The following is a 23,297-nucleotide window of genomic DNA, read 5'->3' as shown; positions in this document are numbered from 1 at the left end:
GAACCTACTCGAGGTCCACGCCGCCCAGCTCCATTTCGGCGTAGGTGTCGTCGAGGTTATCGGCGATGCCCGCCGTCAGCCGTTTGATCACGGTGACCGAGTAGCCGGCCTGGACCGCATCCAGTGACGTGGCCATGACGCAGTGGTCGGTGGCGAGGCCCACCACCACGACGTCCTCCACGTCGTGGCTCTGGAGCCAGTCGTCGAGGCCGATCGCGTCTTCTTCCGGCGCGTAGTCGGGGTCGGCCGCTCCGGGCAGGGAACCTGGCTGCCGTTCGCCGGTGGGGACGGCCTCATCCGGTGCCAGCAGGCCCTCGAACCCGGAGTATGCTGCGGTGTACAGGCCCTTGTGGAAGTACGCCTGGATGTGTTCGGTGTCGAGCTCAGGATGAAGCTCGGCGCCCGGGGTCCCGGCGACGCAGTGCGTCGGCCAGGTGTCCTTGAAGTCCGGGGCTTCCGAGAAATGGGCGCCCGGATCGATATGCCAGTCCTGCGTGGCCACGATGTGGTCGAACTGGCCGTGGTGGTTCTCGACGTATTCGCTGATGGCCCCGGCCACGGCGGCCCCGCCCTCCACGGGAAGCGCGCCGCCCTCGCAGAAGTCGTTCTGGACGTCGACGATGATGAGTGCACGTGCCATCAGATCTCCTCAGTTCTCTTCGTAGATTGTGGGGATTGCCGGCTCGCCGCGATGCAGGCGGTGGACCACCGCCGGCAGTTCGGCCAGGGAGTCAGCGTGACGCTGCCGGGCACGCAGGACGCCTTCGTGGCCGGTCCAGCCCGGCAGGAGCTCGCCGTTCTTGACGAACTGCTGCAGTAGCGTGCGGTCGTTGCCGTCGTCCGCCGGCCGGTGGCCCACACCGATGAGCTCCTGAGTGGCCGTGCCGTTGTCGTTGAGCCGGCGGAGGGCGTACTTCCGCCCGCCCTTGCTCACCTTGTTCTTGGCGGCCTTGGCTACGGAGACGAACTCCCCGGCGTCGTTGGTCCGGCTGACCAGCTTGTAGACCATGCTCGCGGTGGGTGCGCCGGAGCCGGTCACGAGGGAGGTGCCCACACCGTACGAGTCAACAGGGGCGGACTGCAGCGCCGCAATCGCGTATTCGTCCAGGTCCGAGGTCACCGTGATGCGGGTGTGCTCGTTGCCCAGGTCATCCAGCAGCTGCCGAACCCACTGCGCCTGCTCAACCAGGTCGCCGGAGTCCAGCCGCACGGCGCCCAGCTTGTCACCGGCGATGTCAACGGCCGTACGGACGGCGGTTTCGACGTCGTACGTGTCCACCAGCAGCGAGGTGCCGGCCCCCAGGGAGGCGACCTGCGCCTCAAAGGCGTCCCGCTCGGTGTCATGGAGGAGCGTGAAGGAGTGGGCGGCGGTGCCCACCGTCTTGAGGCCGTACCGCAGACCGGCCTCAAGGTTTGAGGTGCTGTCGAACCCGGCGATGACGGCGGCACGGGCGGCAGCCGTGGCTGATTCCTCCTGCGTCCGCCGGGACCCCATCTCAATGCAGGGCCGATGGCCGGCGGCCATCACCATGCGCGACGCCGCCGAAGCGATGGCGCTGTCGTGGTTGAGGACGGACAGGACGTACGTCTCCAGGATGCATGCCTCGGCAAACGTCGATTCGACGATCAGGATGGGGGAGTTGGGGAAGTACGCCTCGCCCTCGGCATAACCCCAGATGTCGCCGGTGAACCGGAAATCGGCCAGGTAGTCGAGCGTCTGCTTGTTAACCACGCCGGTGCGCGCCAGGAATTCGAGCTCCGCCTCGCCGAACCGGAACGCCATGATGCCTTCGAGTAGCCTGCCCGTACCGCCCACAATCCCGTAGCGGCGGCCGTCCGGGAGCCGGCGCGCGAACGCCTCGAACACGGCCTTGCGGTGCGCGGCGCCGGAATGGAGGGCCCCCTGCAGCATGGTCAGCTCGTAATGGTCGGTGAACAGGGACGTGCGGGGCTGCTCCCAGCTGGCGGAGTTACTCACAAAAATCACTCTAGTCCCCACCGGCTCCCACGTCTCGCTTCGCTTCGCCGCTGGGCCCTCGCCGGTGTGGGCCCAGCATCGCCATAGAATGGACAGATGACCTTAAGCGTTGCGCTCGGCCCTGACACCCAGGAGAGCATCCAGACCGGAACGGCGGTGTCCACCGACGCCCTGACCGCCCCGGACGTCCCTTGGAACCTTGTTATCTGGAATGACCCAGTCAATCTGATGAGCTACGTCGCCTACGTCTTCCAGAGCTACTTCGGCTACTCGGAGACAAAGGCCAACAAGCTGATGCTCGAGGTCCACAGAAAGGGCCGGTCCATCGTTGCCCACGGCAGCAAGGAACAGGTGGAGCAGCACGCGGTCGCGATGCACGGGTTCGGCCTGTGGGCCACCGTGGAGAAGGCCACCGGCGGAGACAGCGGGGGCGGCAAAAGCGGCGGCCCGGGCAAGGGCAAGGGAAAACGTGGCTAAGGCTTTCAAATACGGACTAAAGGGCATCACCGGTTTCCTGGAACCGGCCGAGAGGGAACTGCTGCGCAGCCTGTTCGCCGACGTCATCTCCATGCTGGAGCCGGCGGACCGCGGCTCCGAAGATCCGCTCGCCGCGATGATCGGACTGGACATGGAGGTCCGGGAACCGTCGGACCGAGCCCTCCGCCGGCTGCTGCCCAACGCAGTGAAGGACGACGCCGCGGCCTCGCTTGAGTTCCGCCAGCTCACCGAACGCTCACTGCGGGAAAGCAAGATCGGCGCGCTGCGCGCTGCCGCGCTGGGCCTGGACAAGGACGAGCTCGTCCTGACCCCGACTGATGCCCGGCACTGGTCCACGGCGCTCAACGACGTACGGTTGGTGCTCGCAGAGCGGCTCGACATCCGGGACGAAGCGGACGCCGACCACGTGCACCAGATGCAGGACTGGTCCCAGGCCGAGGACGTGGAAAGCTACCTCGCCCTGGTCTACAACTTCACCACGTGGCTGCAGGAGTCGCTTGTGCAGGCGATGCTGCAGTCACTGGACGCCCGGCCCTGAGCGGTTCCGGCGGTGAGCGGTTCCTTCGGCCCCGGCCGGTTTCGGCTGCGCCAGATGTGACAAATTCGACATGAGTCGCTCGCCACAAGTGATGGCCGCACCTCACGGGAAGACCTATCCTCAAATAATCATGACTTCAGCATCGAGCATGGATCCGGCAGCAGGAGCTGCAGCGGAGTCCGCAACGGCCGACGGCGTAAATGTGGGATCGCTGCCGATCGGCGTCTTCGACTCCGGGGTCGGCGGCCTCACGGTGGCACGGTCGATCATCGACCAGCTGCCGAACGAATCCATCCTCTACGTCGGCGACACCGCCCACGGCCCGTACGGGCCACTGCCCATCGCGGAGGTGCGCGCCAACGCCCTCGGCGTCATGGACGAACTCGTGGACTCCGGTGTCAAGCTGCTCACCATCGCCTGCAACTCGGCGTCGGCCGCGGTGCTCCGGGATGCCCGTGAGCGCTACACGGCGCGTTACGGAATTCCCGTCATCGAGGTGATCCAGCCGGCCGTGCGCCGTGCCGTCGCGGCCACCCGCACCGGCCGGGTAGGCGTGATCGGCACCTCCGCCACCGTGGGGTCCCGGGCCTACGAGGACACTTTCGCCGCGGCGCCTGACCTGGAGATCACGTCCGTGGCCTGCCCGGCGTTCGTGCCCTACGTGGAGGCAGGCATCACCACGGGGCAGGAACTGCTCGACGTCGCCCGGGAGTACCTTGAACCGCTGAAGACAGCGGGCGTGGATACCGTGGTGCTGGGCTGCACGCACTACCCGCTCCTGACCGGCGTGATCTCCTACGTCATGGGTGAGGACGTCACCCTGGTCTCCAGCGCCGAGGAAACCGCCAAGGACGTCTACCGGGCGCTGGCCAGCAACGGCCTCGAACGGACGGACCCGGCGCCGCCGGAGCACAGCTTCATCGCCACCGGGGATCCGGCCCAGTTCGAAGCCCTGGCCCGCAGGTTCCTCGGGCCGGAGGTGCTCAGCGTCAAGCACGTGGACCACGTTGCGGCGCAGTACCCCACGGGCAGCCTGGCACGGATCACCCCCGAAATGATTGCCGCCGCGCGCAATGCGGCAGCACGCCCGCGCATCTCCAACTTCGTCGGGCAGGCGGCCGGCAGCGGAGCAACCCCCGGGGGGTCCTTCCTGTGAAACTCACCATCGTTGGCTGCACCGGCTCATTTCCCGGTCCCGGATCACCCGCCTCCTGCTACCTGTTGACCGCCAACGACGGCGAGCGGGTCTGGAAGGTGGTCATGGACCTCGGCAGCGGGGCCCTGGGCGCCATCCAGCGGTACACCGACCTTGAGGACATCGACGCGATCTTCCTCACACATTTGCACCCCGATCACTGCATGGACCTTTGCGGCCTGCACGTGGCGGTGCGCTGGAAGCCAGGTGGCTGGGACCGGGGCAGGATCCCCGTCTGGGGTCCCGCCGCCACCGCCGACAGGATGGCAACTGCCTACGGGCTGGACCTGGACCCGGGGATGCACGAGGAGTTCGACTTCACCAACTGGACCGAGCGCCAGTCCGTCACCGTCGGGCCTTTCACCGTGACGCCGTTCGCCGTGAACCACCCCGTCGAGGAGGCCTACGCGCTGCGCGTGGAGGTGACCGAACCGGACGCCGCCGGGAATGCCGTGACCCGCGTGCTGACCTATTCGGGCGACACCGATTCGTGCCGCGGGCTGGAAGAGGCGGCCAAGGACGCAGACCTCTTCCTCTGCGAGGCGGCCTTTGAGGAAGGCCGCGACGACGGCATCAAGGACGTCCACCTGACCGGCAAGCGGGCCGGGGAGGCTGCCACCGCCGCCGGCGCCCGCCGCCTCCTCCTCACCCACATTCCGGTGTGGACGTCACAGACCAAGGTCATGGCCGAGGCGCGTCCCGCCTTTACCGGTGACGTGGCCGTGGCCGTGGCGGGCGTGCACTACACGGTCTGACTGGCATTGACTGACGTGGCACTGACTGACGTGGCACCGACTGACCTGGGCACTGACTGACGTGGCACCGTCCCGCCTGCAGCCTCGATAAGCTAAAGGCATGACTTCCGAAGCAACCACTGCCCCCGTCATCCGTGCCGACGGCCGCACCCCGGACCAGCTCCGGCCCATCAGCATCACTCGCGGCTGGTCCAAGCAGGCCGAGGGATCGGCGCTCATCGAGTTCGGCAATACCCGGGTCCTGTGCACAGCTTCCCTCACCGAAGGCGTTCCGCGCTGGCTCAAGGGCGAAGGCCGTGGCTGGGTGACCGCCGAATACGCCATGCTCCCGCGTGCCACGAACACCCGGTCCGACCGTGAGTCCGTCAAGGGCAAGATCGGCGGCCGCACGCACGAAATCTCCCGCCTGATCGGGCGCTCGCTGCGTTCGATCATCGACACCAAGGCCCTGGGCGAGAACACCATCGTGCTGGACTGCGATGTCCTGCAGGCCGACGGCGGCACCCGGACGGCCGCCATCACCGGCGCCTACGTGGCGCTCGCCGAGGCCATCCGCTTTGCCCGCGAGAACAAGATGATTGCCCGCAACGCCCAGCCCCTGATCGACACCATTGCCGCTGTGTCCGTGGGGATCATCGACGGTATCCCCATGCTGGACCTTCCGTACATCGAGGACGTGCGGGCCGAAACCGACATGAACGTGGTGGTGACCGGCTCCGGCAAGTTTGTGGAGGTCCAGGGCACCGCCGAAGGCGCACCCTTTGACCGGGACGAACTCAACAAGCTGCTGGACTTGGCCCTGCTGGGGACCGAACAGCTGGCGGCCATCCAGCGCGAGACCCTGGCCGAAGCGCCGTGAGTGGGGACAACGCTGTGAGCGGCGGGCCCGCACCCCGGCTGGTGCTGGCCACACGCAACGCCGGCAAACTGCGGGAGCTGCGCGAGCTGCTGCGCGGGCAGATCCCCGGGCTCGACGTCGACACGCAGGTGGTGGACGCGGCCGCCGTCGGAGCCCCCGACGTCGCGGAAACCGGGGTGACCTTTGCGGAAAACTCGCTGCTGAAGGCCCGAGCGGTGGCCGAGGCCACGGGGCTGGTGGCCATCGCCGACGACTCCGGGCTGTCCGTGGATGTCCTTGGCGGCGCGCCAGGGATTTTCTCCGCGCGCTGGGCCGGCCGCCACGGTGACGACGACGCCAACCTGCACCTGCTGCTGGCCCAGCTGGCCGACGTGCCGGATGGGCACCGCGGTGCCGCCTTCGTGTGCGCGGCGGCCCTTGCCGTGCCGGCGTCGGCATCCGGGGACGGGGCCCGCGAAGTGGTGGAGTACGGGCAGCTTGCCGGCACGCTGCTGCGTGAACCGCGGGGCGAAGGCGGGTTCGGCTACGACCCCGTCCTGGAACCCCTGGGCCTGGACCGCAGCTGTGCTGAGCTCACCCCGGAGGAGAAGAACGCCATCAGCCACCGCGGCCAGGCGTTCCGTGCGCTGCTTCCCTCGATCGTCGAGGCGCTGCGGTGATTGCTGACAACTGCTAGTCGCTGTAAACAGAAAGGCACCTCAGTTCTGAGGTGCCTTTCCGCGTTTGGGGGCTCTGCCCTCCTTGAGGGAAGCCTGCCGGAGCGCCGGTCAGTCGAGGTTTGTTTTGCGCTCGGTCTCGGGCGCGTGCTCCTCGATGAACTCTTCCACCGGATCCGTCCCGAAGGCGGCGGCCTCGCGCTTGGCGGCCATGCCGCGGATGACTTCAATGCCCACCGGGATCACCGAGAGGAGGACAATGACGATGAAGATGATGTCGAGGTTGTCCCGCACCCACGGGACCTTGTCGCCCAGCAGATAGCCGAGAAGCGTCACACCGCCACCCCAGAGGACAGCGCCGATGACGTTGAACAGGAAGAACTTCCGCTTGTCCATCGCGGCGACGCCCACGATGACGGGAACGAAGGTGCGGATGATGGGCACAAAGCGCGCGAGGATCAGGGCCTTGCCGCCGTGCTTTTCGAAGAACTTGTGTGCACTGTCGACGTTCTCATGCTTGAAGAGCCTTGAGTCCGGCTTGTTGAAGATGGCAGGGCCGGCCTTGGACCCGATGAGATAGCCCGTCTGGTTGCCAATGATGGCGGACACGATGATCAGCGCGGCGAAGAGCCAGATGTTGAATTTGATCGTGTCCGTGGCCACGAGCAGGCCCGCCGTAAAGAGCATGGAGTCCCCGGGCAGGAAGAAACCGATCAGCAGCCCGGTTTCGGCGAAGATGATCCCGCATACCAGCAGAACAACCCACGGGGCAAGGGCCGGGTCGGCGAGGAAGACCTGGGGGTTGAGCCAATCGGGCAGGAATGATGCCAGATGCGGCTGGACGGGGCCGGCGCCACCCAGCGCGGGCACGGCAAAGTCGCTCAATGCATTAAAGTTCACGTTTCAAGGGTACTTGACCGGCTCGGGGCCACCGCCGGGCTACAGTTGTCCCCGTGAGTTTGGACTTTACGGCGATCGACTTCGAGACCGCCAACGGCTTCCGCGGTTCGCCGTGCGCCGTTGGCCTCACCAAGGTCCGCGGCGGCGTCATCGTCGAGGAGGCCTCGTGGCTGATGCGGCCGCCGGAAAACCACGACTCCTTCGATTACCACAACATCCGCGTCCACGGCATCAGGCCCGAACAGGTGGCCGGCCGGCCACGCTTCGGGGAGCTGTTTCCGGAGATCGGTGCGTTCATCGGCGGCGACATCCTCGCGGCCCACAACGCTGCCTTCGACCTCGGGGTGATCCGGTCCGGGCTTGAGGTCTCGGGGCTACCCGGTCCTGCCTACGACTATGTATGCACCGTGATGCTGTCCCGGCGCTGCTACTCCCTGGTTTCAAATTCACTGCCCTTTGCCGCCGAGGAGGCGGGCGTGCCCCTCGTGAACCACCACGACGCGGCCGAGGACGCCCGGGCGTGCGCCGGCATCCTCATCGACATCGCGGGGCGCAACCGGGCCAACAGCATTGCCGAGCTCTACCTTTCGCTGGGGCTGGCCATACCGCAGCAGGCCGCGTTCGATCCTTCCAGCGGTGAGCTTTCAAAGGCAACCGCTTCAGCACTCGCCGCCGCGGGCGGCGCCAGTGTGACCCGGCCGTTCCGCAGCGGATGGCCCGAGGAAGGCCCCAACCCCGAGCCCAATCCCGACGCCGAACCGGGGAACCCGCTGTTCGGCCAGACCGTCGTGTTCACCGGCCAGCTCGCGATGCCGCGGCCCGAAGCGAAGACGCGGTCCGCTGAACTGGGGGCGCGCCCGGAAAGCCGGGTCACGGCGCGGACCAGCGTCCTGGTGGTGGGGGACGGCTTCGTGGCCGGCGACCTGCGCTCCGGCCGGCTCACCGGCAAGGCAAAACGCGTGCTGGAGCTGCATGACCGCGGCCAGGCCATCGAGGTGATCTCCGAAGGGGAATTCCTGCAGATGGTGGGCGGCGCACCCGTACACATGGCGCAATAAAGCTTCCCCCGCCGCGTCCCCTCTCCTAGCCTTGCCCCATGGGCGAACGAGGCGAAGTGGGCACACAGGGCAAACCGGCAAGTCAGGGCGGGCTGGGTTCCGTCTTCGCCTTTCCCAACCCGGTCAACGAATACGCGGCGCGCATCACCGCCGGACTGGTGGTCCTGCTGGCTGCCGTAACACTGCTCACCGGCTTCGGCTGGGGCCTTGCGGTCATTGCCGCCGGGTTTTGGCTCCGCGTCCTGTTCGGGCCGAGGATCTCCCCGCTCGCCCTGCTTTCGGTCAGGGTCCTCGCCCCGCGGCTGGGACGGGTCAAGCTGGTGCCCGGGCCGCCCAAGCGTTTCGCGCAGGGCATCGGCGCCGCGATGTCCACGGCGGCCGCCGTCCTGCTGGCCGCCGGCCTTGCCCCCGCCGCGTGGATTTTGCTGGCCGTGCTCATTGTTGCCGCCTCGCTGGAGGCCTTCGCCGGGTTCTGCCTGGGCTGTGCCATCTTCGGCCTGCTGCAGCGCCGTGGCCTCGTCCCCGAGGACGTCTGCGAGGCGTGCAACAACATTCCGCTCAGCCAGATGTGACGGCAACCAGCTGCCCGGCCATGCTGCGGATCACCTCGGGGGCCTCAAGCGCTGCCAGCCAGTCCGCCGGCAGGCAGGCCGTGCCGTAGTACGCGCCCAGGATGTTGCCGGCGATGGACCCCGTGGAATCGCTGTCGCCGCTGTGGTTGATGGCCACGGCGATGGCGGCCCTGAAATGGTCCGCCGGATCGGGCGCTCCATCTCCTTGTGTCCCGGGAGCTGTGGCCAGGACCGCGTAAAGCCCGACGGCGAGAGCCTCCTCCGCCACCCAGCCCTCACCGAGTTCACGGACCAGTTCCTCCGGGCTGAGCACCGTGCCTGGTCCGGCTTGGCCGGCGAGGCGGATTGCAGCCTCCAGCCGCTCGTGGAGTTCAGGTGCTGCCTCCGGATCAGCCAGCACATGGGCTAGCGCTGCCTGCGCTGCCTCCGGCACGCTGGCGCCCTGCACAAGCAAATGGATGAGCAGGCTGAAAACACCCGCGCTCTGCCGGGCCGAAGGATGCCCGTGCGTGAGTGAGGCCGCGTCGGTGCTCAACTTGTAGACGGAGTCTGCCGGGATGTGCGGAACCAGGCCGAAGGGCGCCGAGCGCATCACGGTTCCGCAGCCCTTGGAATCTGGGTTGACCGGCCGGAAGACCGTTCCCATCTCGCCGGTGGCCAGCCCGCTCAGGCACGCGTTGCCGGGATCCCGCCTGTGCCGCAGCACGTCCTGGCCGTCAATCCAGCGAGGCTGCGGCTGCGGCGCCGAGTCGGGAAGGGGCACGCCCTGCGTGTCCAGCCAGCGCAGGTACGCCAGCCACACACAGGCGTTGGCGTCGGCACCGACGCCCGAGTTGGCCCACTCCAGGGCCTCGACGATCCCGTCGACCGTGTACAGCGTCATTTGGGTGTCGTCCGAGAAATGGGTTCCGCCGCCGAGCGCGGAAAAATCCCGGAGTCCGGCGGCGCCGAAACGGCGCCGGATCTCGTCTATCGGATCGAACTCGACGGCGTAGCCGAGCGAGTCGCCCAGGGCACCGCCGAGCAGGCAGCCATGGATGCGGGACTCGGGGGACGGAACGGTGCCGGGATCATTGCTCATGCAGGCAAATTTACCTGCCCGCCGGATCTCTCCCGACTCCGTGATCTTGGACGCTGTGCTGTTGGATGCTGTGATGTGGCGCTCCCAATGCCGGGCGTCCGGTCGCCGGACGATAAGCTCGGATTCAGCAACCGCCCAGACTTTGCTGCCAGACTGCTGGGGCCGGCTCCCGACGTGAGCGGCATTCCCCGCTGACGAAACAAAGGATTCCCACGCCATGACCTCCCCTGTGTCCGTCCACCCCACCGACGACCGGCCTTCTGCCGGTGACAACGGATTCCGGCCCGGACTGCTGTCCAGGCTTGGAGCGGAGGCGTTCGGAACGCTGTTTCTGGTGGTCGCCGGGCTGGGTGTGCCGCTCTTCACCCTGCCGCAGTCCAACCCGCTACCCGGCGCACTCGCCGGAGGCCTCGCCGTGACAGCGGCGATGCTGGCCTTCGCGTACATCTCGGGCGGGCACTTCAACCCGGCCATCACCTTGGGCAACCTGGTGGCGGGCAGGATCGGCATCGCCGCCGCAGCGGCGTACATCGGGGCGCAGCTGGTTGGGGCGGCGGCGGGCGCGCTCACCCTGTTCGGCATCCTCCGCACGGTGCCCAACATTCCCGACCCGCGCACGGCCTTTGACACTGTCACGGCAGGGTTCGGTGAGCACTCCGTGATCCAGACGTCGATGGCCGGCGTCCTGCTCGCCGAAGTGCTGGGAGCGGCCCTCCTGGTCGCCGTGTTCCTTGGCATGACGGCCCGCCGCAACAACCACGCGGCCGCCGCCCCGTTCGCCGTCGGGCTGGCGTTTGCCGTGCTGCTGCAGCTGGGCCAGGCCCTTGGCAACGCGCCCTTCAACCCGGCCCGCGCCACCGCTTCTGCGCTCTTCAGCAGCAGCTGGGCGCTGGGGCAGCTGTGGCTGTTCTGGGTGGCCCCGATCGTCGGTGCCAGCATTGCAGGCCTTGTTTTCCGTGGGTTCGCCGACGCCCGGGGCCGCGGTGCCGCCGCCGACGCGGACCACTCCTTCGACGCCGCAGATCCCGAGTCTGACCTCACGGACGACTTTGACGAAGACCCGGACGAGCACCCCTCGGCCGCCGCGGAATCCCGGCCGGCCGAGGGGCACGTCGCTGACGGTCACGGGGCTGATGGACATGTGGCAGACGCGGGCCGCACGGCCGGATCGGCTGACGCAGGCCGTGACGAGGCGCGCGACTTCTTCGACGGGCCGCGCGGCAAGGAGTCCTGACGCGCCGAAGCGCGGGGTCGGCTATTTTGTCAGTGCCCGCGTCTAGCTTATGAATATGCGGTTATTGCACACTTCCGACTGGCATCTGGGCCGGTCTTTCCACGGCGTCGGCATGCTGGACGCCCAGCGCGCCTTTGTCGACCAGCTGGTGGCCCGGGTCAGGGAACTCTCCGTCGACGTCGTGCTGATCGCCGGCGACGTCTACGACAGGGCACTGCCCGGGGTCGACGTCGTCGACCTCCTGGACGACGCCCTGGTCCGGCTGACCGGGGCAGGCGCCCGGGTGATGCTGACCAGCGGAAACCACGACTCCGCCATCCGGCTCGGCTTCGCTTCGCGGCTTCTGGAGAAGGGCGGCGTTCATCTGCGCACCCGCCTCCAGGAGCTGGACGCCCCCGTGATCCTGCCGCTCGGCGGCGCGGGCACGGACCCGGTACTGGCGATCTATGGCATCCCTTGGCTCGAACCCCGGCTGGTCGCTGAGCAGCTCGGGGTGGACACCGCCAGCCACTTCGAAGTCACCCGTGCTGCCACCGAACGCATCAGGGCCGACGTCGCCGCGCGAGCCGAATCCCGGCCGGTCCATTCGGTTGTGCTGGCACACACCTTCGCCAGCGGCGGCATCAGCTCGGACAGCGAACGCGACCTGAGCATCGGGGGAGTGGGGGCCGTGCCGCTGGACCTGTTCGACGGCTTCAGCTACACGGCGCTCGGCCACCTGCACGGCCGGCAGTCCCTGTCCACGGCGGTGCGGTATTCGGGGTCGCCGCTGGCCTACTCCTTCTCGGAAGCGAAGCACCAGAAGGGCGGCTGGCTCGTTGACGTCGACAAGTCCGGGGTCACGGCCGTGGAGGAGGTCCTCTGGGAGGCGCCGCGGAAACTTGCCGTCCTCCGGGGGACGCTCGACGTGCTGCTGGAGTCACCTGAGCACGCCTGGGCCGAGCAGGCGTACTGCCAGGTGACCCTGACGGACGCCCAGCGGCCGGCCCAGGCCATGGAGCGGCTGCGTGCCAGGTTCCCGGACACGCTCGTCCTCGGTTTCGAGCCGGAGGGGGCGCCCGCCGGCTCCGGCGCGAGCTACAGCAGCCGGCTGGCGAAGGCAGAGGATGACCTCGCCGTCTGCTGCGGATTCCTGGAACACGTCCGCGGCGGCCGGGAACCCGACGCCACGGAACAGGCCGCCCTCACCGAAGCTTTGGAGAACGTGCGTCTGCAGGAGGCATCACTGTGAGGATTCACCGTCTGGAAATCTCCGCGTTCGGGCCGTTTGCCGGAACCGAGGAAATCGATTTCGACCGGCTGAGCGCCCACGGGCTGTTCCTGCTCAATGGCCCCACCGGCGCCGGCAAGACCAGCGTGCTGGACGCCATCTGCTACGCCCTCTACGGGTCCGTTCCCGGCGCGCGGCAGGACGGCAAGCGACTGCGCAGCGACCATGCGGACCCGGCCGCCGAACCCCGCGTGACCTGCGAATTTACGGCCCGGGGCAGGCGTTTTGAGGTTTCCCGCACGCCGGCCTGGGACAAGCCCAGCGCCCGCGGACGGAACGGGTTCACCACGCAGCAGGCCAAGACCCTCCTGCGCGAACGGGTGGCAGGCGCGTGGGTGGAAAAGTCCGGCCGCAATGACGAAGCCGGGGCGGAAATCACCGCGCTCCTTGGCATGGACCGGGAGCAGTTCACCCGCGTGGTTCTGCTCCCCCAGGGGGACTTCGCCGCGTTCCTCCGGTCCAAGGCCTCGGACCGCCTCGAACTGCTGCAGAGGCTTTTCGGAACCGAACGTTTTGAGGCAGTGGAGCGGGAGCTTGCGTTACAGGCCGCCGGGGCCGCGAGGGAAGTAGCCGAGCTTGAGGGCAGGCTGGGCCTGCTGGTGGCGAGGGCCAGCGCGGAGGCCACGGCTCTCGAAGTCGATCCCGACGCAGCGCCGGAACCTTCCGGCGGTCCCGAACTCCTGTCATGGCTGGAGGCTGCAGCCTCGGAGCGTGCCTCGGCACTGGCCGGGGATGCAGAATCCTGCGAGGAGCAGCGCCGCCGGTGCGCGGAGCGGCTCGAAGCGGAGCTGGCAAGGGAGGGAAGACGCCTGAAGCTTGCTGCCGCCCTGCGCCGGAGGGCAGAGGCGGAGGCCGCCGCCCCCGGTCTGACCAGCGCGGGAGCCGCCCTTGACCTGCACCGGAGGGCCGAGCTCCTCGGAGGCCAGTTGAAGGCCGTGACCGCGGCAGAGGCCTTGTTTGCCCGGGCGGAAAAAGCCTTGGACCTCGCCTCTGCCGGCGTGCGGGAGGCAGCGAGGTCCGGCTCCGAACTGGCAGCCACGGAGTCCAGCCCTGCAGAACGCAGCCCTGCAGAACACAGCGCCGTCGTACAGCACATTGCCGTCGACGTGGCCACCGAGCTTCCGCGGCTGCGGGCGCTGGCCGCCGTGATCGGCGAACGCCTTACCGACGAGGACCGGCTGGGTGGCCTGCACGCGCGGGCCGCCGGGCTCGCGCAGCGGCGGCAGGAACTCACCCGTGCCGGAGATGACCACGCCGACCGGCTGCGTTCCCTGCGCACCGAGATGGAGGCCCTGCGTGCAGCCCTGCAACCGCTTGAACAGCTGGCAGGGGAATCCGTGCTGCGCACCAAGGAGGCGGCGGCCGCCGACGAGCTGGTGGACGTTGTTCGGCGCTATGGAACGGCGGCGGCCGGGTGCGCTGCCGTCACCGAGCGGCACCTCAAAGGCAGGGAACACCATCAGGAACTGCGCCGGCAGTGGCTGGACGTCCGCGAGGAACGCCTGTCCAATGCGGCGGCCGAATTGGCTTCGCGGCTGGAAGACGGGACGCCCTGTCCCGTCTGCGGCAGCCCGGAGCACCCCGAGCCGGTTCCCGCCGGGGACTCCGTCCTAGGGCTTGCCGAGAAAGAGGAACGAGCCAAGGAGCGCAGCGAGGCGGCCGAGAGGGCGCTGTCTGCACTGGAAACCGAGCTCTCCGAGGCCAGGCAGCTGGTAGCCGTTCTCGCCGGCCAGGGCGGCGACACCGATCCCGCCGAAGCGGAGGAGGCCGCCCAGGCCGCCCGGGAAGCTGCTGCCGAGGCGGCCGCGGCTGTAACGGAGCTGGCAGCCAGCAGGAGCCGGCAGGAGGAACTGGCCGAACGCATCGACGCCACCGAGCAGGTACGCGTGGACACGTTGTCGCAGCTGGCGCAGGCGGAATCCGCCCTGACCGAAGTCGAAGGGCAGTGCGCCGCCCTGGAATCGTCGCTCGAAACGCTTCGTGCCGGCCACGCCAGCCTCGGTCTCCGCAGCGACGCCGTCGGCCAGGTCGTCAGCATTCTCGAACAGGCTGACGCTGCCCGGAGGCAGCTGGACCAGGCTGCGGCCCGCCTGGCTGAGGCACGGAGCGAGCTGGACCGCGCTCTTCCCGAGGCCGGATTTGCATCGGCCGCTGAGGCCCGCCAGGCCCTGCTGCCGGGGACGGAGGCGGCGAGGCTGGAGACGGCTGTCCAGGCCGGACGGGACGAGGAGGTGCGGCTTGAGGAACTGTTCGCCAGCGAAGAGCTCGTTGTCGCTGCAATGGAACAGACAGCCAGGGAACGTGATAACGGCTCCGCGGCCGCCGCGCCGGACCTGGACCAGCTGCGCACCGAAGCCGAACAGGCGGCCCAGGCAGCAAAGGACCTTGGACTCGCGGCGGGCATGGCGCGGCAGGCAGCCAAGACCGTGGGATGCCTCCGTGCGGAGTATGAGGAACTCGCTGAATCCGGCCGGGAGCCCCGGGAACGCGCTGAAGTCCTGAAAGGCCTTTCCGAAGCGGCCCGCGGCTCCGGCGACAACAGCTACCGCATGAGCCTGAACGCGTACGTCCTGGCGGCACGGCTCGAGCAGGTAGCCATTGCCGCATCGGAAAGGCTCGTCGCCATGAGCGACGGCCGCTACACGCTGCAGCACTCGGACGCGCGGGCGGCCCGGAACGCCAAGTCCGGGCTGGGGCTGGAAGTCGTTGACGAATGGACCGGCCGACGCCGCGACACCTCGACTCTCTCGGGCGGGGAATCCTTCATGGCCTCGCTGTCGCTTGCCCTGGGCCTGGCGGACGTGGTGCAGCAGGAGGCCGGCGGAGTTGACATTGAAACGCTGTTCGTCGACGAAGGCTTCGGCAGCCTCGACGAACAGGCGCTGGAGCAGGTCATGGATGCGCTGGAGGGCCTCCGTGACGGAGGCCGCGTGGTCGGCCTGGTGAGCCACGTGGGGGAGATGAAGCAGCGCATCGGCAGCCAGCTTCAGGTGGTGAAGCAGCGCAACGGCTCCACGTTGCACATCGTTGATGCACTCCTAACGGTCTGAACCCGGTGATGCCCGCCGTCAGGATTTCAGCGTCCGGTATCACGGTTCCACTATCATGGGACTGTTACCGGGTTCGGCGCATCGGGAGGAGGGACGATGCGCACGTCTGAACGAGCCCGCATACATGAGCACTTCAACGGCGCCCCAACCACCCGCCGACCCCCGTCCCATCACCCCGGCCGCCAGCACCAAGGCGCCGGCGCCGCAGTTCGGCGGCCGTTTCGCGCGCCTGCCGGCACTGGCTGGCAGGAGATTCCTGCCCGTGGGCCTGTTTGCCCGCCTGCCCCTCGCGATGCTGACGCTGGGAACCCTCACCCTTGCCACGTCGGTCACCGGCTCGTATGCCGTTGGCGGAGCCGCTGCCGGCGCCGTCGGTATCGGCTCGGCCGTCGGCGCGCCCATCCTCGGCTGGCTGGCTGACCGGTTCGGCCAGCGCCCGGTACTGCTGATCTCGGCGGGCCTGAATGTTGTGGCCGTGCTGGCCGTCATTGCCACCGCATATTTGCTTCCCGGCGTGCACGACGTCGGCGCCGCGTGGGGCGTCATCGCGGCCGCGTTGGCGGCAGGCCTCAGCTGCCCCCAGGTCGGCCCGCTGGCCCGAGTCCGGTGGATGGCCCTCACAGCCGAAAGCCGGCGCGCTGGGGACAGCACCGATCTGGACGTCGCGCTGTCCTATGAGAGCACGGCCGATGAACTGACCTTCGTGCTCGGTCCGGCGCTCGTGGGCGTCCTGGCCAGCCTGGTCGCCCCTTGGCTGCCGCTGGCCGTGGCCGCCGCGCTCACGTTGACGCTCGTTCCCGCCTTCGCCGTCCACCGTACCCACACGGCTGTTCCGCGGCGGCCCGCCACCGGTGCCCGCGCGGGCACCGGTAGTACGGGCAGCGGAAGTGCAGGAACCCGAGACGGCAGCCGGCTTGCCGGCCTGGCCCCCGTGGCACTTCCGGTCCTGGCCATGGTGTGCATGGGCACGTTTTTCGGCTCCACACAGGCAGCGTTGAGCGCGTTTGCCGCCGGTGTCGCAACGTCAGAGGCGGCCGGACTCCTGTACGCCGTCATGGGGGTCAGCTCGGCCGCGGCCGCCATCTCGGTGGCATATTGGCCAGCCGGCTTCCCGGTGACTGCCCGCTGGGTGACCGGGGCGGCAGCAATGGCCGGGTTGTCGGCCCTGCTGTTCCTTCCAACCGACGGCGGGGGCATGGTGCTGGTCCTGCTCGCACTGGGCCTGCCGGTGGGTCCGGTCATGGTCACGGTGTTTGCCATCGGCGGGCTCGTGGCACCGGCGGGCCGGCTGGCTACTGTGATGACGGCGCTCGCCAGCGGCATCGTCGCCGGCACCGCCCTTGGTTCGTCCATCGGCGGCCAGCTGGCGCAGGAAGGGGGCCACCAGGCCGCTTTCGTCGTCTCGGCCGCGGCCGCGGCAGCGCTGTTTGCTCTCGGGACGGCGGCCGCCGTCGTCGTCCTTTCCCGGAAGCGGTCAGCTCAGGCGAGCTGACCTTCGATCCGGGCCGCGCTGGCGGTTAGGGCAGCGGCCACCTCGGACGGATCCTGCGACGAGCGGATGTAGACGACGGCGACCGCCGCCGGACGTCCGCCGGGCACCCGGACCGGTGCGGCAAGCGAGGAAACCCCGGCGATAACCTCGTCGTGGCTTGCCGCGTAACCGCGCTTTCGCGCCTCGGCAGCTTCGGGGCGATAGGGCACAGCGGGAGCCAGCTGGCCCCACTCGTGCTCCGTCAGGGCGGACTGGATGGCGATGCCGGGTGCACCGGAACTGATCGGATGGCGGGACCCCGGATGCTGGACCACTGTGGCGGCCGAATGCCGGGGTTCCACCGTCACGAGCGTCACGCAGTCCTGGTGGTCCCACACAGCCACGAAGGCCGTCATGTTGAGTGTGTTGGCCAGCTGGGTCAGTTCCGGAAGGGCGGCGGTCTGCAGGTTCCGCGAAACGCCGCGCGCCAGCACCGCGAGGCCGGGGCCGGGCTGGACCCGGCCGGCGTCGTCCCGTACCAGCAGGGAATGGTCCTCAAGGGTTCGCAGAATCCGGTAGGCAACAGAGCGGTGGACGCCCATGGCCTCCGAAAGCTCGGCGATGGTCAGCGGGCGGTCGGCTTCGGCAAGGATTTCCAATGCGCGGATGCCCCGGGAGAGGGTCTGCGATGGGGAGGCCTGGGCGGGCGCAACCTGCGCTGCGGCACCGGCGTTGGGAGTCATGGTGTCCATCCTAGGCATGTCAGCGGGGCGGCTAAGCAAAAGGGCTTGTGTGGCCCGTCACCTTGGGCTACCGTTCCATATAGGAATTGCCTGTTCAACTATAGAACAGTTCATCTACGGAACAGTTTAGAGCTACTGCGGCACGGTGCGCCAGAGACAGGGACGGTGCACCCAAAGGATCAACGATGATGGCCAATCCAGCAGCGGGCCCCGGTATTCCGGGCAGGACCTCGGTGCCCCGCGCCCACCGCTTCCGCGGCAGTCTGGGCCGATTCGCCACGGGTGTCGCCATCGTCACTTTCGACGGCGTCACCAAGCGGCACGGCATCACCGTCAATTCCTTCACGTCCGTCTCCATGGACCCGCCACTGGTCCTGGCCAGCATCGCCCGCACCGCCAAAGCCCACGACGAGCTGGCAGGCCGGCCCTTCACCGTCAATATCCTGGGGGCCGAGCAGCGGCAGCTAGCCATGCACTTTGCGGGGCGTCCGGGTCCGGAGCCCAGATGGGTGGAAGGGGCAACGGCGCCCCGGCTCTCCGGCGTGCTCGCCTACTTCGAGTGCCGGCCCTGGGCAGCGTACGACGGCGGCGACCACACCCTATATCTCGGTGAGGTGGTGGACTTCGACCACCGCAGCGGCGACGCCCTGGCGTTTGCCAACAGCGCCTTCACCACCATCCCGGAGAGCCAGCTGGGGATAGAAGACCTGCTGTAGGCGGCGCTTTCCACCATTAAGTGACAGTTTCAACGACGAATGGAGGCAGCAATGGGCATCAGAACCGGCCAGCAGTACTTGGACAAACTCAATGCGATGACCCCGCACATCGTGATCGACGGTGAAGTGGTCAGCGAAAAAGTTGCCGAACACCCGGCCTTCCGCAGCGTTGCCCGGCAGTACGCGAAGCTGTTCGACATGCAGCACGACCCTCGGCACCAGGGGGCTCTGACCTATGCCTCACCGACCACGGGGGACCTCGTCAACGCGTCCTTCCTGGTTCCCCGGACCATCGAGGACCTGCAGCACCGGCGCCGGGCGACCTCCACGTGGGCGGAGGCGACCAACGGATTCCTCGGCCGCACTGGTGACTACATGAACTCCGCACTCACCGCCCTGGGCACGGCCGGGAAGTGGTTCGCCCAGGCGGATCCCAAGTTTGCCGAGAACATCGGCAACTACTACGAGTGGGCGCGCGAAAACGACATGCTGGCAACCCACACGCTGATCCCGCCGCAGGTGAACCGGTCGGTTTCCGGTTCGGAGCAGCTGGGCGGACAGCTCACGGCACACATCGTGGAGGAGCGCGACGACGGCATCGTGGTCCGCGGCGCGCGCATGCTCGCCACAATCGCACCAATAGCCGATGAGCTGCTGGTCTTCCCGTCCACGGTGCTGCGTGGCACGCCGGAGGATGCACCTTATTCCTTTGCTTTCGCCATCCCCAATGACACGCCGGGGCTCCGGTACCTCTGCCGGACCTCGCTGTACAACGGCGGCAGCATCCACGATGAACCACTGGCGTCCCGCTATGAGGAAATGGACGCGGTGGCCGTCTTTGACGACGTCTTTGTTCCAAGCGACCGCATCTTCATGCTCGGCAATCCGCAGCTCTGCAACTCGTTCTACGCCGAGACCGGTGCCGGTGCCCTCATGACCCACCAAGTGGTCACCCGGACCATCGCCAAGAGCGAGTTCTTCCTTGGCCTGGCCTCCGAACTCGCCGATTCGATCGGCATCGACGGATTCCAGCACATCCAGGAGGACATCGCCGAGCTGATCATCGACGTCGAAATCGGCAAGGCGCTGGTCCGCGCGTCGGAGGCCGACGCCGAACTCAACGAGGCTGGCATGATGCTGCCCAAGTGGACCACCCTCAACGCTGCCCGCAACTGGTATCCGAAGGTGGCGCAGCGCTTCCCGCAGATTATCCGGAAGTTCTCCGCGTCGGGACTGATGGCCCTGCCCGGCGAAGCGGACGTCAACAGTGATGCCAGGGCGGACATCGACCTGTACCTGCAGGGGAAGACGCTGACCGGGCCCGAGCGGGTCCGGCTGTTCAAGCTTGCGTTCGACGCCTCGATCTCAGGTTTCTCCGGCCGGCAGTCCCTCTACGAGTACTTCTTCTTCGGGGACCCTGTCCGGATGGCCGGGGCGCTGGTCAACACTTACGACCGCGAACCGGCCAGGGCGCGGCTGCGCGAGTTCCTGCACCGGACGGACTGAGGGGTGTGTCGGATCACACTTTCGTAGTATCCTCACACTAACTGACCGTTCGATCAGTAAATCACCGCTCTTCATCACCACCGGCAGTAGCACTGCCCCCATCCACGGAGTTTCAATGACCGCAGCTTCACACGTCGATTCAGAGGCGGGCCCGAGCAGCAAGCGTGAGGAACGCAAAGTCCTCGCCGGCACGCTGGTGGGCACAACCATCGAGTGGTACGACTTCTTCATCTTTGCCCAGTTGACGGCAACGCTGCTCTCGCCGCTGTTCCTGGCTCCGCTGAACGAGTCCAACCCGGGCTTGGCGCAGATCCTCTCCTTCGCCCTGATCGGCATCAGCTTCCTGTTCCGCCCGCTCGGCGCGATCATTGCCGGGCACCTGGGCGACCGCCTGGGCCGAAAGGCGATGCTGGTCTTCACGCTCATCATGATGGGTGCGGCGACGGCGCTGATCGGCATGCTGCCCACCTACGCCCAGATCGGCTTCTGGGCTCCGGTCCTGCTGATCACCCTCCGGATCGTCCAGGGCTTCTCCGCCGGCGGCGAATGGGGCGGTGCGGCCCTGATGGCAGTGGAACACGCCCCCAAGAGCAAGCGCGGCCTGTTCGGCGCCTACCCGCAAATCGGCGTTCCCGTCGGCATGATCCTGGCCACCGGACTGCTGTTCTTCATCAACACCAGCATGTCCAAGGAAGACTTCGCCTCGTGGGGCTGGCGCGTTCCGTTCCTGCTCTCCATCGTGCTGATCGTGGTGGGCTACCTGATCCGCCGCGCAGTTGCCGAGAGCCCCGTCTTCAAGGAAATGATCGAGCGCAAGGAGAAAGCCAAGGCCCCGCTTGGCCAGCTGATCAAACACCACAAGAAGTCGGTGCTCTACTCCACCATGATCTTCATCGGCAACAACGCAGCGGGCTACTTGCTGATCGCGTTCTTCATCTCCTACGCCACCAGGACACTGAAGATGCCGGTAGCGGAGATCCTGCTGGCCACTACCCTGGCGTCCTTCGGCTGGCTGATCTTCACGCTCGTGGGCGGCTGGCTCTCCGACAAGATCGGCCGGGTCAAGACGTTCCTCATCGGCTACGGCATCGTGTTCGCCTGGATGATCCCGATGTTCGCCCTGATCGATACCAGGAACATCATGCTTTACGGCCTGGCACTCTTCGTGCTGACCATTGGCCTCGGTCTGTCCTACGGTCCGATGTCAGCCATGTATGCCGAGATGTTCCCGGCCAACGTCCGCTACTCCGGCATCTCGATCGGCTACGCCTTCGGTGCGATCCTGGGCGGCGCATTCGCCGCGACCATCGCCGAAGCCTTGATGCAGAGCACGAAGTGGACCGGGTCCATCGGCATCTACATCATGATCCTGTGCGTCATCTCGGGCATCGGCGTGATCCTGGCGAAAGAGACGAGGGGCAGGCCGCTCGGCGTCAGCCGGCACTGAACCGTGCGTCAGCCGGCACTGAGCCTGGCTGACTGGACAGCAAAGCGGGTCCGGACCGAACGGTCCGGACCCGCTTTGCTCTGTGTTGAAAGATGGGGGCCCTAGAGTTGAAAGACCGGGCCCTAGATGCGGGCGCCGTGCAGCACGGCAATGGCGTCTTCGTCGCTCAGTTGGTCAAAGTGCCGGTAAAAGGCTCCCACAGCGCGGAATCTTCCCGGCAGGTGGAGACACAGGACGTTGCAGACCCGGGACAGTGACTTCTCCGCCTCGATCGATCCGACGGGCGCGGCGGCCACTACCGCTGCAGCGCCGGCCATCCGTACCGCCTCGACCGCTGCCCGCATGGTGGCCCCGGTCGCCAGGCCGTCGTCCACCAGCAGGGCCGTCTTGCCATGCACATCGGGGTCCACGGCCGGATAGCTGCCGGCGCGGCGCATCAGTTCGGTCCGCTCCCGGTGCTCCACCTGATCGAGCCACTCCTGCCGCACGCCGTCGTCAAGAATCCGCTCCACTAGCGGCCTGTTGAGAAGGCGGACGATCCTTCCGCCTGAGTAGGCCAGCGCGCCGAATGCTGTCTCGTCATGGCCCGGGATGCCAAGCTTGCGGACCAGTAGGGCCCCGAAGGGCAGGTGGAGGACCTCGGCCGCGGCGGCGGCCACCGGGATGCCGCCCCGGGCCAGGCCCAGAACCAGAGTGTCCGGGCGCTCGCGGAATTGCGGAAGGGCGGCCGCAAGCTGCCGTCCTGCGTCTTCCCGGTCCTCAAAAACCACGGCCATGGATTCCTCTTCCGGTGTCTCCGCCCCCCAAAGTCCAGCCTACGCCCGTCGGCTCCGGCGGGAGCTAGCTGCCCAGGAACGTGATGGCCGCCTGCTTGAAGGCGCGGCTGGTGATGGCGTTGGTGTGCGTGCGCCCGGGCAGGACGAGCTGCTCGGCCATGGAGCCGGCCTTCAGGGCCAGTTCGGCAAGCTGGGGCATGGACGCGGCGCGCTCATCGTTTTCACCGGCCACCAGCAGCACGGGCATGTGCGGCACGGCCTCGGCCGGGTCGTACGGTTCACCCTTGATCGCCTCAACCAGGGACAGCAGGGCGAAGATGTTGTTGCTCGGCAGCGCCTGCGCCATGCTCAGCAGTCCGGCCGTGGACGCGTCATCAATGGGCGTGCCGTCGGCCAGGTACCGCTGGGCGGCCACGAGGTCGAAGGCCGCCAGCGGGTCGGCCATGTTCGGGCCGCCCAGGACCAGCCGGTGGACCAGTTCCGGCTGGGTGGCGCCGAACTCCCAGGCGAGCCGCGAACCGAGGGAATAACCGATCACGTCCAGCCCGCTGCCGGGGTCAGCATCCCGCAAAGGCCGGGCGCCGGCGTCGAACGCGATCTGCAGGAGGTCCGCCCTGATCCGGCTGGGGGAGTAGGAGTCCATGTCCTCCGGTGCGCCGCTCCGGCCGTGGCCGGGAAGGTCGACGGCGATGACGCGGCGACCGGCCTCCAGGAGCGCCGGGATCCAGCCAGTGTCCTCCCAGTTCAGCTTGCTGGACGCAGAGAAACCGTGGATGAGGAGGATGGGGCGGAGGCCGGCGTCCTTCCCGGGTTCGTGCACTTCGACGTATAGCTGGGGGTCGGTGCCCTCGACCGTGTGGGAGTGCTGTTCGCCGGTGTGTCTGCCGCTCATCGCCTCAGTCCTCGTCAAGTCTCAGTCCTTGTCAGGTACAGGGCTCGCCGGGACTGCTTCGTCGCCGGTCCGCCGTGGATGGGCACCACTCTACCTGCCTGC

Annotated in this window: 22 protein-coding genes; 15 read left to right on the top strand and 7 right to left on the bottom strand. The window is 67.8% G+C overall.

Annotated features, from left to right (window positions below):
* Nucleotides 1-4: 4 nt before the first annotated feature.
* Entirely contained in the window at nt 5-640 is a 636-nt protein-coding gene (locus QFZ23_RS15840; protein WP_306924333.1) for an isochorismatase family protein, read from the bottom strand.
* Between the two features lie 9 nt (nt 641-649).
* Entirely contained in the window at nt 650-1,978 is a 1,329-nt protein-coding gene (locus tag QFZ23_RS15835; RefSeq protein WP_306924331.1) for a nicotinate phosphoribosyltransferase, read from the bottom strand.
* 96 nt (nt 1,979-2,074) lie between these two features.
* On the opposite strand from QFZ23_RS15835, the gene clpS reads away from it, so the two are divergent.
* The 6 genes from clpS (at nt 2,075) to rdgB (ending at nt 6,482) form a co-directional block, all read left to right on the top strand.
* A complete protein-coding gene (clpS, locus tag QFZ23_RS15830; RefSeq protein WP_306924329.1) occupies nt 2,075-2,455 on the top strand; it encodes an ATP-dependent Clp protease adapter ClpS in 381 nt (126 codons plus the stop codon).
* The gene (locus tag QFZ23_RS15825; RefSeq protein WP_306924328.1) at nt 2,448-3,014 is read left to right on the top strand and encodes a DUF2017 domain-containing protein; all 567 of its coding nucleotides are present in this window, start codon (nt 2,448-2,450) and stop codon (nt 3,012-3,014) included. Before clpS ends, QFZ23_RS15825 begins: the two co-directional genes overlap by 8 nt.
* Before the next feature lie 130 nt (nt 3,015-3,144).
* Nucleotides 3,145-4,170 (top strand): glutamate racemase, encoded by a 1,026-nt coding sequence (gene murI / locus QFZ23_RS15820; RefSeq protein WP_373427886.1) that lies wholly within the window; start codon nt 3,145-3,147, stop codon nt 4,168-4,170.
* Nucleotides 4,167-4,964 (top strand): MBL fold metallo-hydrolase, encoded by a 798-nt coding sequence (locus QFZ23_RS15815; protein WP_306924327.1) that lies wholly within the window; start codon nt 4,167-4,169, stop codon nt 4,962-4,964. The genes murI and QFZ23_RS15815 overlap by 4 nt, the downstream gene beginning before the upstream one ends.
* Before the next feature lie 100 nt (nt 4,965-5,064).
* Entirely contained in the window at nt 5,065-5,823 is a 759-nt protein-coding gene (gene rph, locus QFZ23_RS15810) for a ribonuclease PH (protein ID WP_003805875.1), read from the top strand.
* A 14-nt stretch (nt 5,824-5,837) separates the two neighbouring features.
* On the top strand, nt 5,838-6,482 hold the full coding sequence (rdgB, locus tag QFZ23_RS15805; protein ID WP_306924325.1) for an RdgB/HAM1 family non-canonical purine NTP pyrophosphatase: 645 nt from the start codon (nt 5,838-5,840) through the stop codon (nt 6,480-6,482).
* 108 nt (nt 6,483-6,590) lie between these two features.
* On the opposite strand, the gene QFZ23_RS15800 is transcribed toward rdgB, so the two are convergent.
* Entirely contained in the window at nt 6,591-7,364 is a 774-nt protein-coding gene (locus tag QFZ23_RS15800) for a DedA family protein (protein WP_306926888.1), read from the bottom strand.
* A gap of 68 nt (nt 7,365-7,432) precedes the next feature.
* Here QFZ23_RS15800 and QFZ23_RS15795 point away from each other — a divergent pair, with 68 nt between their 5' ends.
* Together QFZ23_RS15795 and QFZ23_RS15790 are read left to right on the top strand one after the other, a co-directional pair.
* Nucleotides 7,433-8,437 carry an exonuclease domain-containing protein gene (locus QFZ23_RS15795; RefSeq protein ID WP_306924324.1) on the top strand — a complete coding sequence of 335 codons (1,005 nt, stop codon included), beginning with the start codon at nt 7,433-7,435 and terminating at the stop codon, nt 8,435-8,437.
* A 38-nt stretch (nt 8,438-8,475) separates the two neighbouring features.
* On the top strand, nt 8,476-9,009 hold the full coding sequence (locus QFZ23_RS15790) for a DUF4395 domain-containing protein (RefSeq protein WP_306924322.1): 534 nt from the start codon (nt 8,476-8,478) through the stop codon (nt 9,007-9,009).
* Here the strand turns inward: QFZ23_RS15790 and QFZ23_RS15785 are convergent.
* Nucleotides 8,996-10,090, bottom strand: coding sequence for an ADP-ribosylglycohydrolase family protein (locus QFZ23_RS15785; protein WP_306924320.1), 1,095 nt, complete (start codon nt 10,088-10,090; stop codon nt 8,996-8,998). The two genes, QFZ23_RS15790 and QFZ23_RS15785, sit on opposite strands and share 14 nt — an antisense overlap.
* 217 nt (nt 10,091-10,307) lie before the next feature.
* Here QFZ23_RS15785 and QFZ23_RS15780 point away from each other — a divergent pair, with 217 nt between their 5' ends.
* The 4 genes from QFZ23_RS15780 to QFZ23_RS15765 all read left to right on the top strand — a co-directional run bounded on the left by QFZ23_RS15780 (nt 10,308) and on the right by QFZ23_RS15765 (nt 17,136).
* Entirely contained in the window at nt 10,308-11,324 is a 1,017-nt protein-coding gene (locus QFZ23_RS15780; protein WP_306924318.1) for an MIP/aquaporin family protein, read from the top strand.
* A 55-nt stretch (nt 11,325-11,379) separates the two neighbouring features.
* A complete protein-coding gene (locus QFZ23_RS15775) occupies nt 11,380-12,555 on the top strand; it encodes an exonuclease SbcCD subunit D (protein ID WP_306924316.1) in 1,176 nt (391 codons plus the stop codon).
* On the top strand, nt 12,552-15,644 hold the full coding sequence (locus QFZ23_RS15770) for an AAA family ATPase (protein ID WP_306924314.1): 3,093 nt from the start codon (nt 12,552-12,554) through the stop codon (nt 15,642-15,644). Before QFZ23_RS15775 ends, QFZ23_RS15770 begins: the two co-directional genes overlap by 4 nt.
* A 124-nt stretch (nt 15,645-15,768) precedes the next feature.
* Nucleotides 15,769-17,136: an MFS transporter gene (locus tag QFZ23_RS15765; RefSeq protein ID WP_306924313.1), complete on the top strand. Its 1,368-nt coding sequence runs from the start codon at nt 15,769-15,771 to the stop codon at nt 17,134-17,136.
* On the opposite strand, the gene QFZ23_RS15760 is transcribed toward QFZ23_RS15765, so the two are convergent.
* Entirely contained in the window at nt 17,124-17,858 is a 735-nt protein-coding gene (locus QFZ23_RS15760; RefSeq protein WP_306924312.1) for an IclR family transcriptional regulator, read from the bottom strand. The two genes, QFZ23_RS15765 and QFZ23_RS15760, sit on opposite strands and share 13 nt — an antisense overlap.
* Before the next feature lie 188 nt (nt 17,859-18,046).
* Here QFZ23_RS15760 and QFZ23_RS15755 point away from each other — a divergent pair, with 188 nt between their 5' ends.
* The 3 genes from QFZ23_RS15755 (at nt 18,047) to QFZ23_RS15745 (ending at nt 21,527) form a co-directional block, all read left to right on the top strand.
* Nucleotides 18,047-18,574, top strand: a complete 528-nt coding sequence (locus QFZ23_RS15755) for a flavin reductase family protein (RefSeq protein ID WP_306926886.1) — start codon at nt 18,047-18,049, stop codon at nt 18,572-18,574.
* 51 nt (nt 18,575-18,625) lie between these two features.
* Entirely contained in the window at nt 18,626-20,080 is a 1,455-nt protein-coding gene (gene hpaB / locus QFZ23_RS15750) for a 4-hydroxyphenylacetate 3-monooxygenase, oxygenase component (protein WP_306924310.1), read from the top strand.
* A 115-nt stretch (nt 20,081-20,195) separates the two neighbouring features.
* Complete coding sequence (locus QFZ23_RS15745; RefSeq protein WP_306924308.1) at nt 20,196-21,527, top strand: MFS transporter; 1,332 nt, start codon at nt 20,196-20,198, stop codon at nt 21,525-21,527.
* Between the two features lie 122 nt (nt 21,528-21,649).
* Here the strand turns inward: QFZ23_RS15745 and QFZ23_RS15740 are convergent, their stop codons facing one another.
* Complete coding sequence (locus QFZ23_RS15740; RefSeq protein WP_306924307.1) at nt 21,650-22,303, bottom strand: phosphoribosyltransferase; 654 nt, start codon at nt 22,301-22,303, stop codon at nt 21,650-21,652.
* Between the two features lie 64 nt (nt 22,304-22,367).
* Nucleotides 22,368-23,195, bottom strand: coding sequence for an alpha/beta fold hydrolase (locus QFZ23_RS15735; RefSeq protein ID WP_306924306.1), 828 nt, complete (start codon nt 23,193-23,195; stop codon nt 22,368-22,370).
* Nucleotides 23,196-23,297: the final 102 nt, after the last annotated feature.

This window comes from Arthrobacter globiformis (assembly GCF_030818015.1).
In the GTDB taxonomy this organism is placed as follows: Bacteria; Actinomycetota; Actinomycetes; order Actinomycetales; family Micrococcaceae; genus Arthrobacter; species Arthrobacter globiformis_C.
This window is presented reverse-complemented; position numbering and strand designations above follow the sequence as displayed.

Coding starts and splice junctions, on each gene's coding strand:
- QFZ23_RS15840 (WP_306924333.1), bottom strand. CDS start 640: ATGGCACGTGCACTCATCATCGTCGACGTCCAGAACGACTTCTGCGAG.
- clpS (WP_306924329.1), top strand. CDS start 2,075: ATGACCTTAAGCGTTGCGCTCGGCCCTGACACCCAGGAGAGCATCCAG.
- murI (WP_373427886.1), top strand. CDS start 3,145: ATGACTTCAGCATCGAGCATGGATCCGGCAGCAGGAGCTGCAGCGGAG.
- rph (WP_003805875.1), top strand. CDS start 5,065: ATGACTTCCGAAGCAACCACTGCCCCCGTCATCCGTGCCGACGGCCGC.
- QFZ23_RS15790 (WP_306924322.1), top strand. CDS start 8,476: ATGGGCGAACGAGGCGAAGTGGGCACACAGGGCAAACCGGCAAGTCAG.
- QFZ23_RS15785 (WP_306924320.1), bottom strand. CDS start 10,090: ATGAGCAATGATCCCGGCACCGTTCCGTCCCCCGAGTCCCGCATCCAT.
- QFZ23_RS15780 (WP_306924318.1), top strand. CDS start 10,308: ATGACCTCCCCTGTGTCCGTCCACCCCACCGACGACCGGCCTTCTGCC.
- QFZ23_RS15775 (WP_306924316.1), top strand. CDS start 11,380: ATGCGGTTATTGCACACTTCCGACTGGCATCTGGGCCGGTCTTTCCAC.
- QFZ23_RS15765 (WP_306924313.1), top strand. CDS start 15,769: ATGAGCACTTCAACGGCGCCCCAACCACCCGCCGACCCCCGTCCCATC.
- QFZ23_RS15760 (WP_306924312.1), bottom strand. CDS start 17,858: ATGACTCCCAACGCCGGTGCCGCAGCGCAGGTTGCGCCCGCCCAGGCC.
- QFZ23_RS15755 (WP_306926886.1), top strand. CDS start 18,047: ATGGCCAATCCAGCAGCGGGCCCCGGTATTCCGGGCAGGACCTCGGTG.
- hpaB (WP_306924310.1), top strand. CDS start 18,626: ATGGGCATCAGAACCGGCCAGCAGTACTTGGACAAACTCAATGCGATG.
- QFZ23_RS15745 (WP_306924308.1), top strand. CDS start 20,196: ATGACCGCAGCTTCACACGTCGATTCAGAGGCGGGCCCGAGCAGCAAG.
- QFZ23_RS15740 (WP_306924307.1), bottom strand. CDS start 22,303: ATGGCCGTGGTTTTTGAGGACCGGGAAGACGCAGGACGGCAGCTTGCG.
- QFZ23_RS15735 (WP_306924306.1), bottom strand. CDS start 23,195: ATGAGCGGCAGACACACCGGCGAACAGCACTCCCACACGGTCGAGGGC.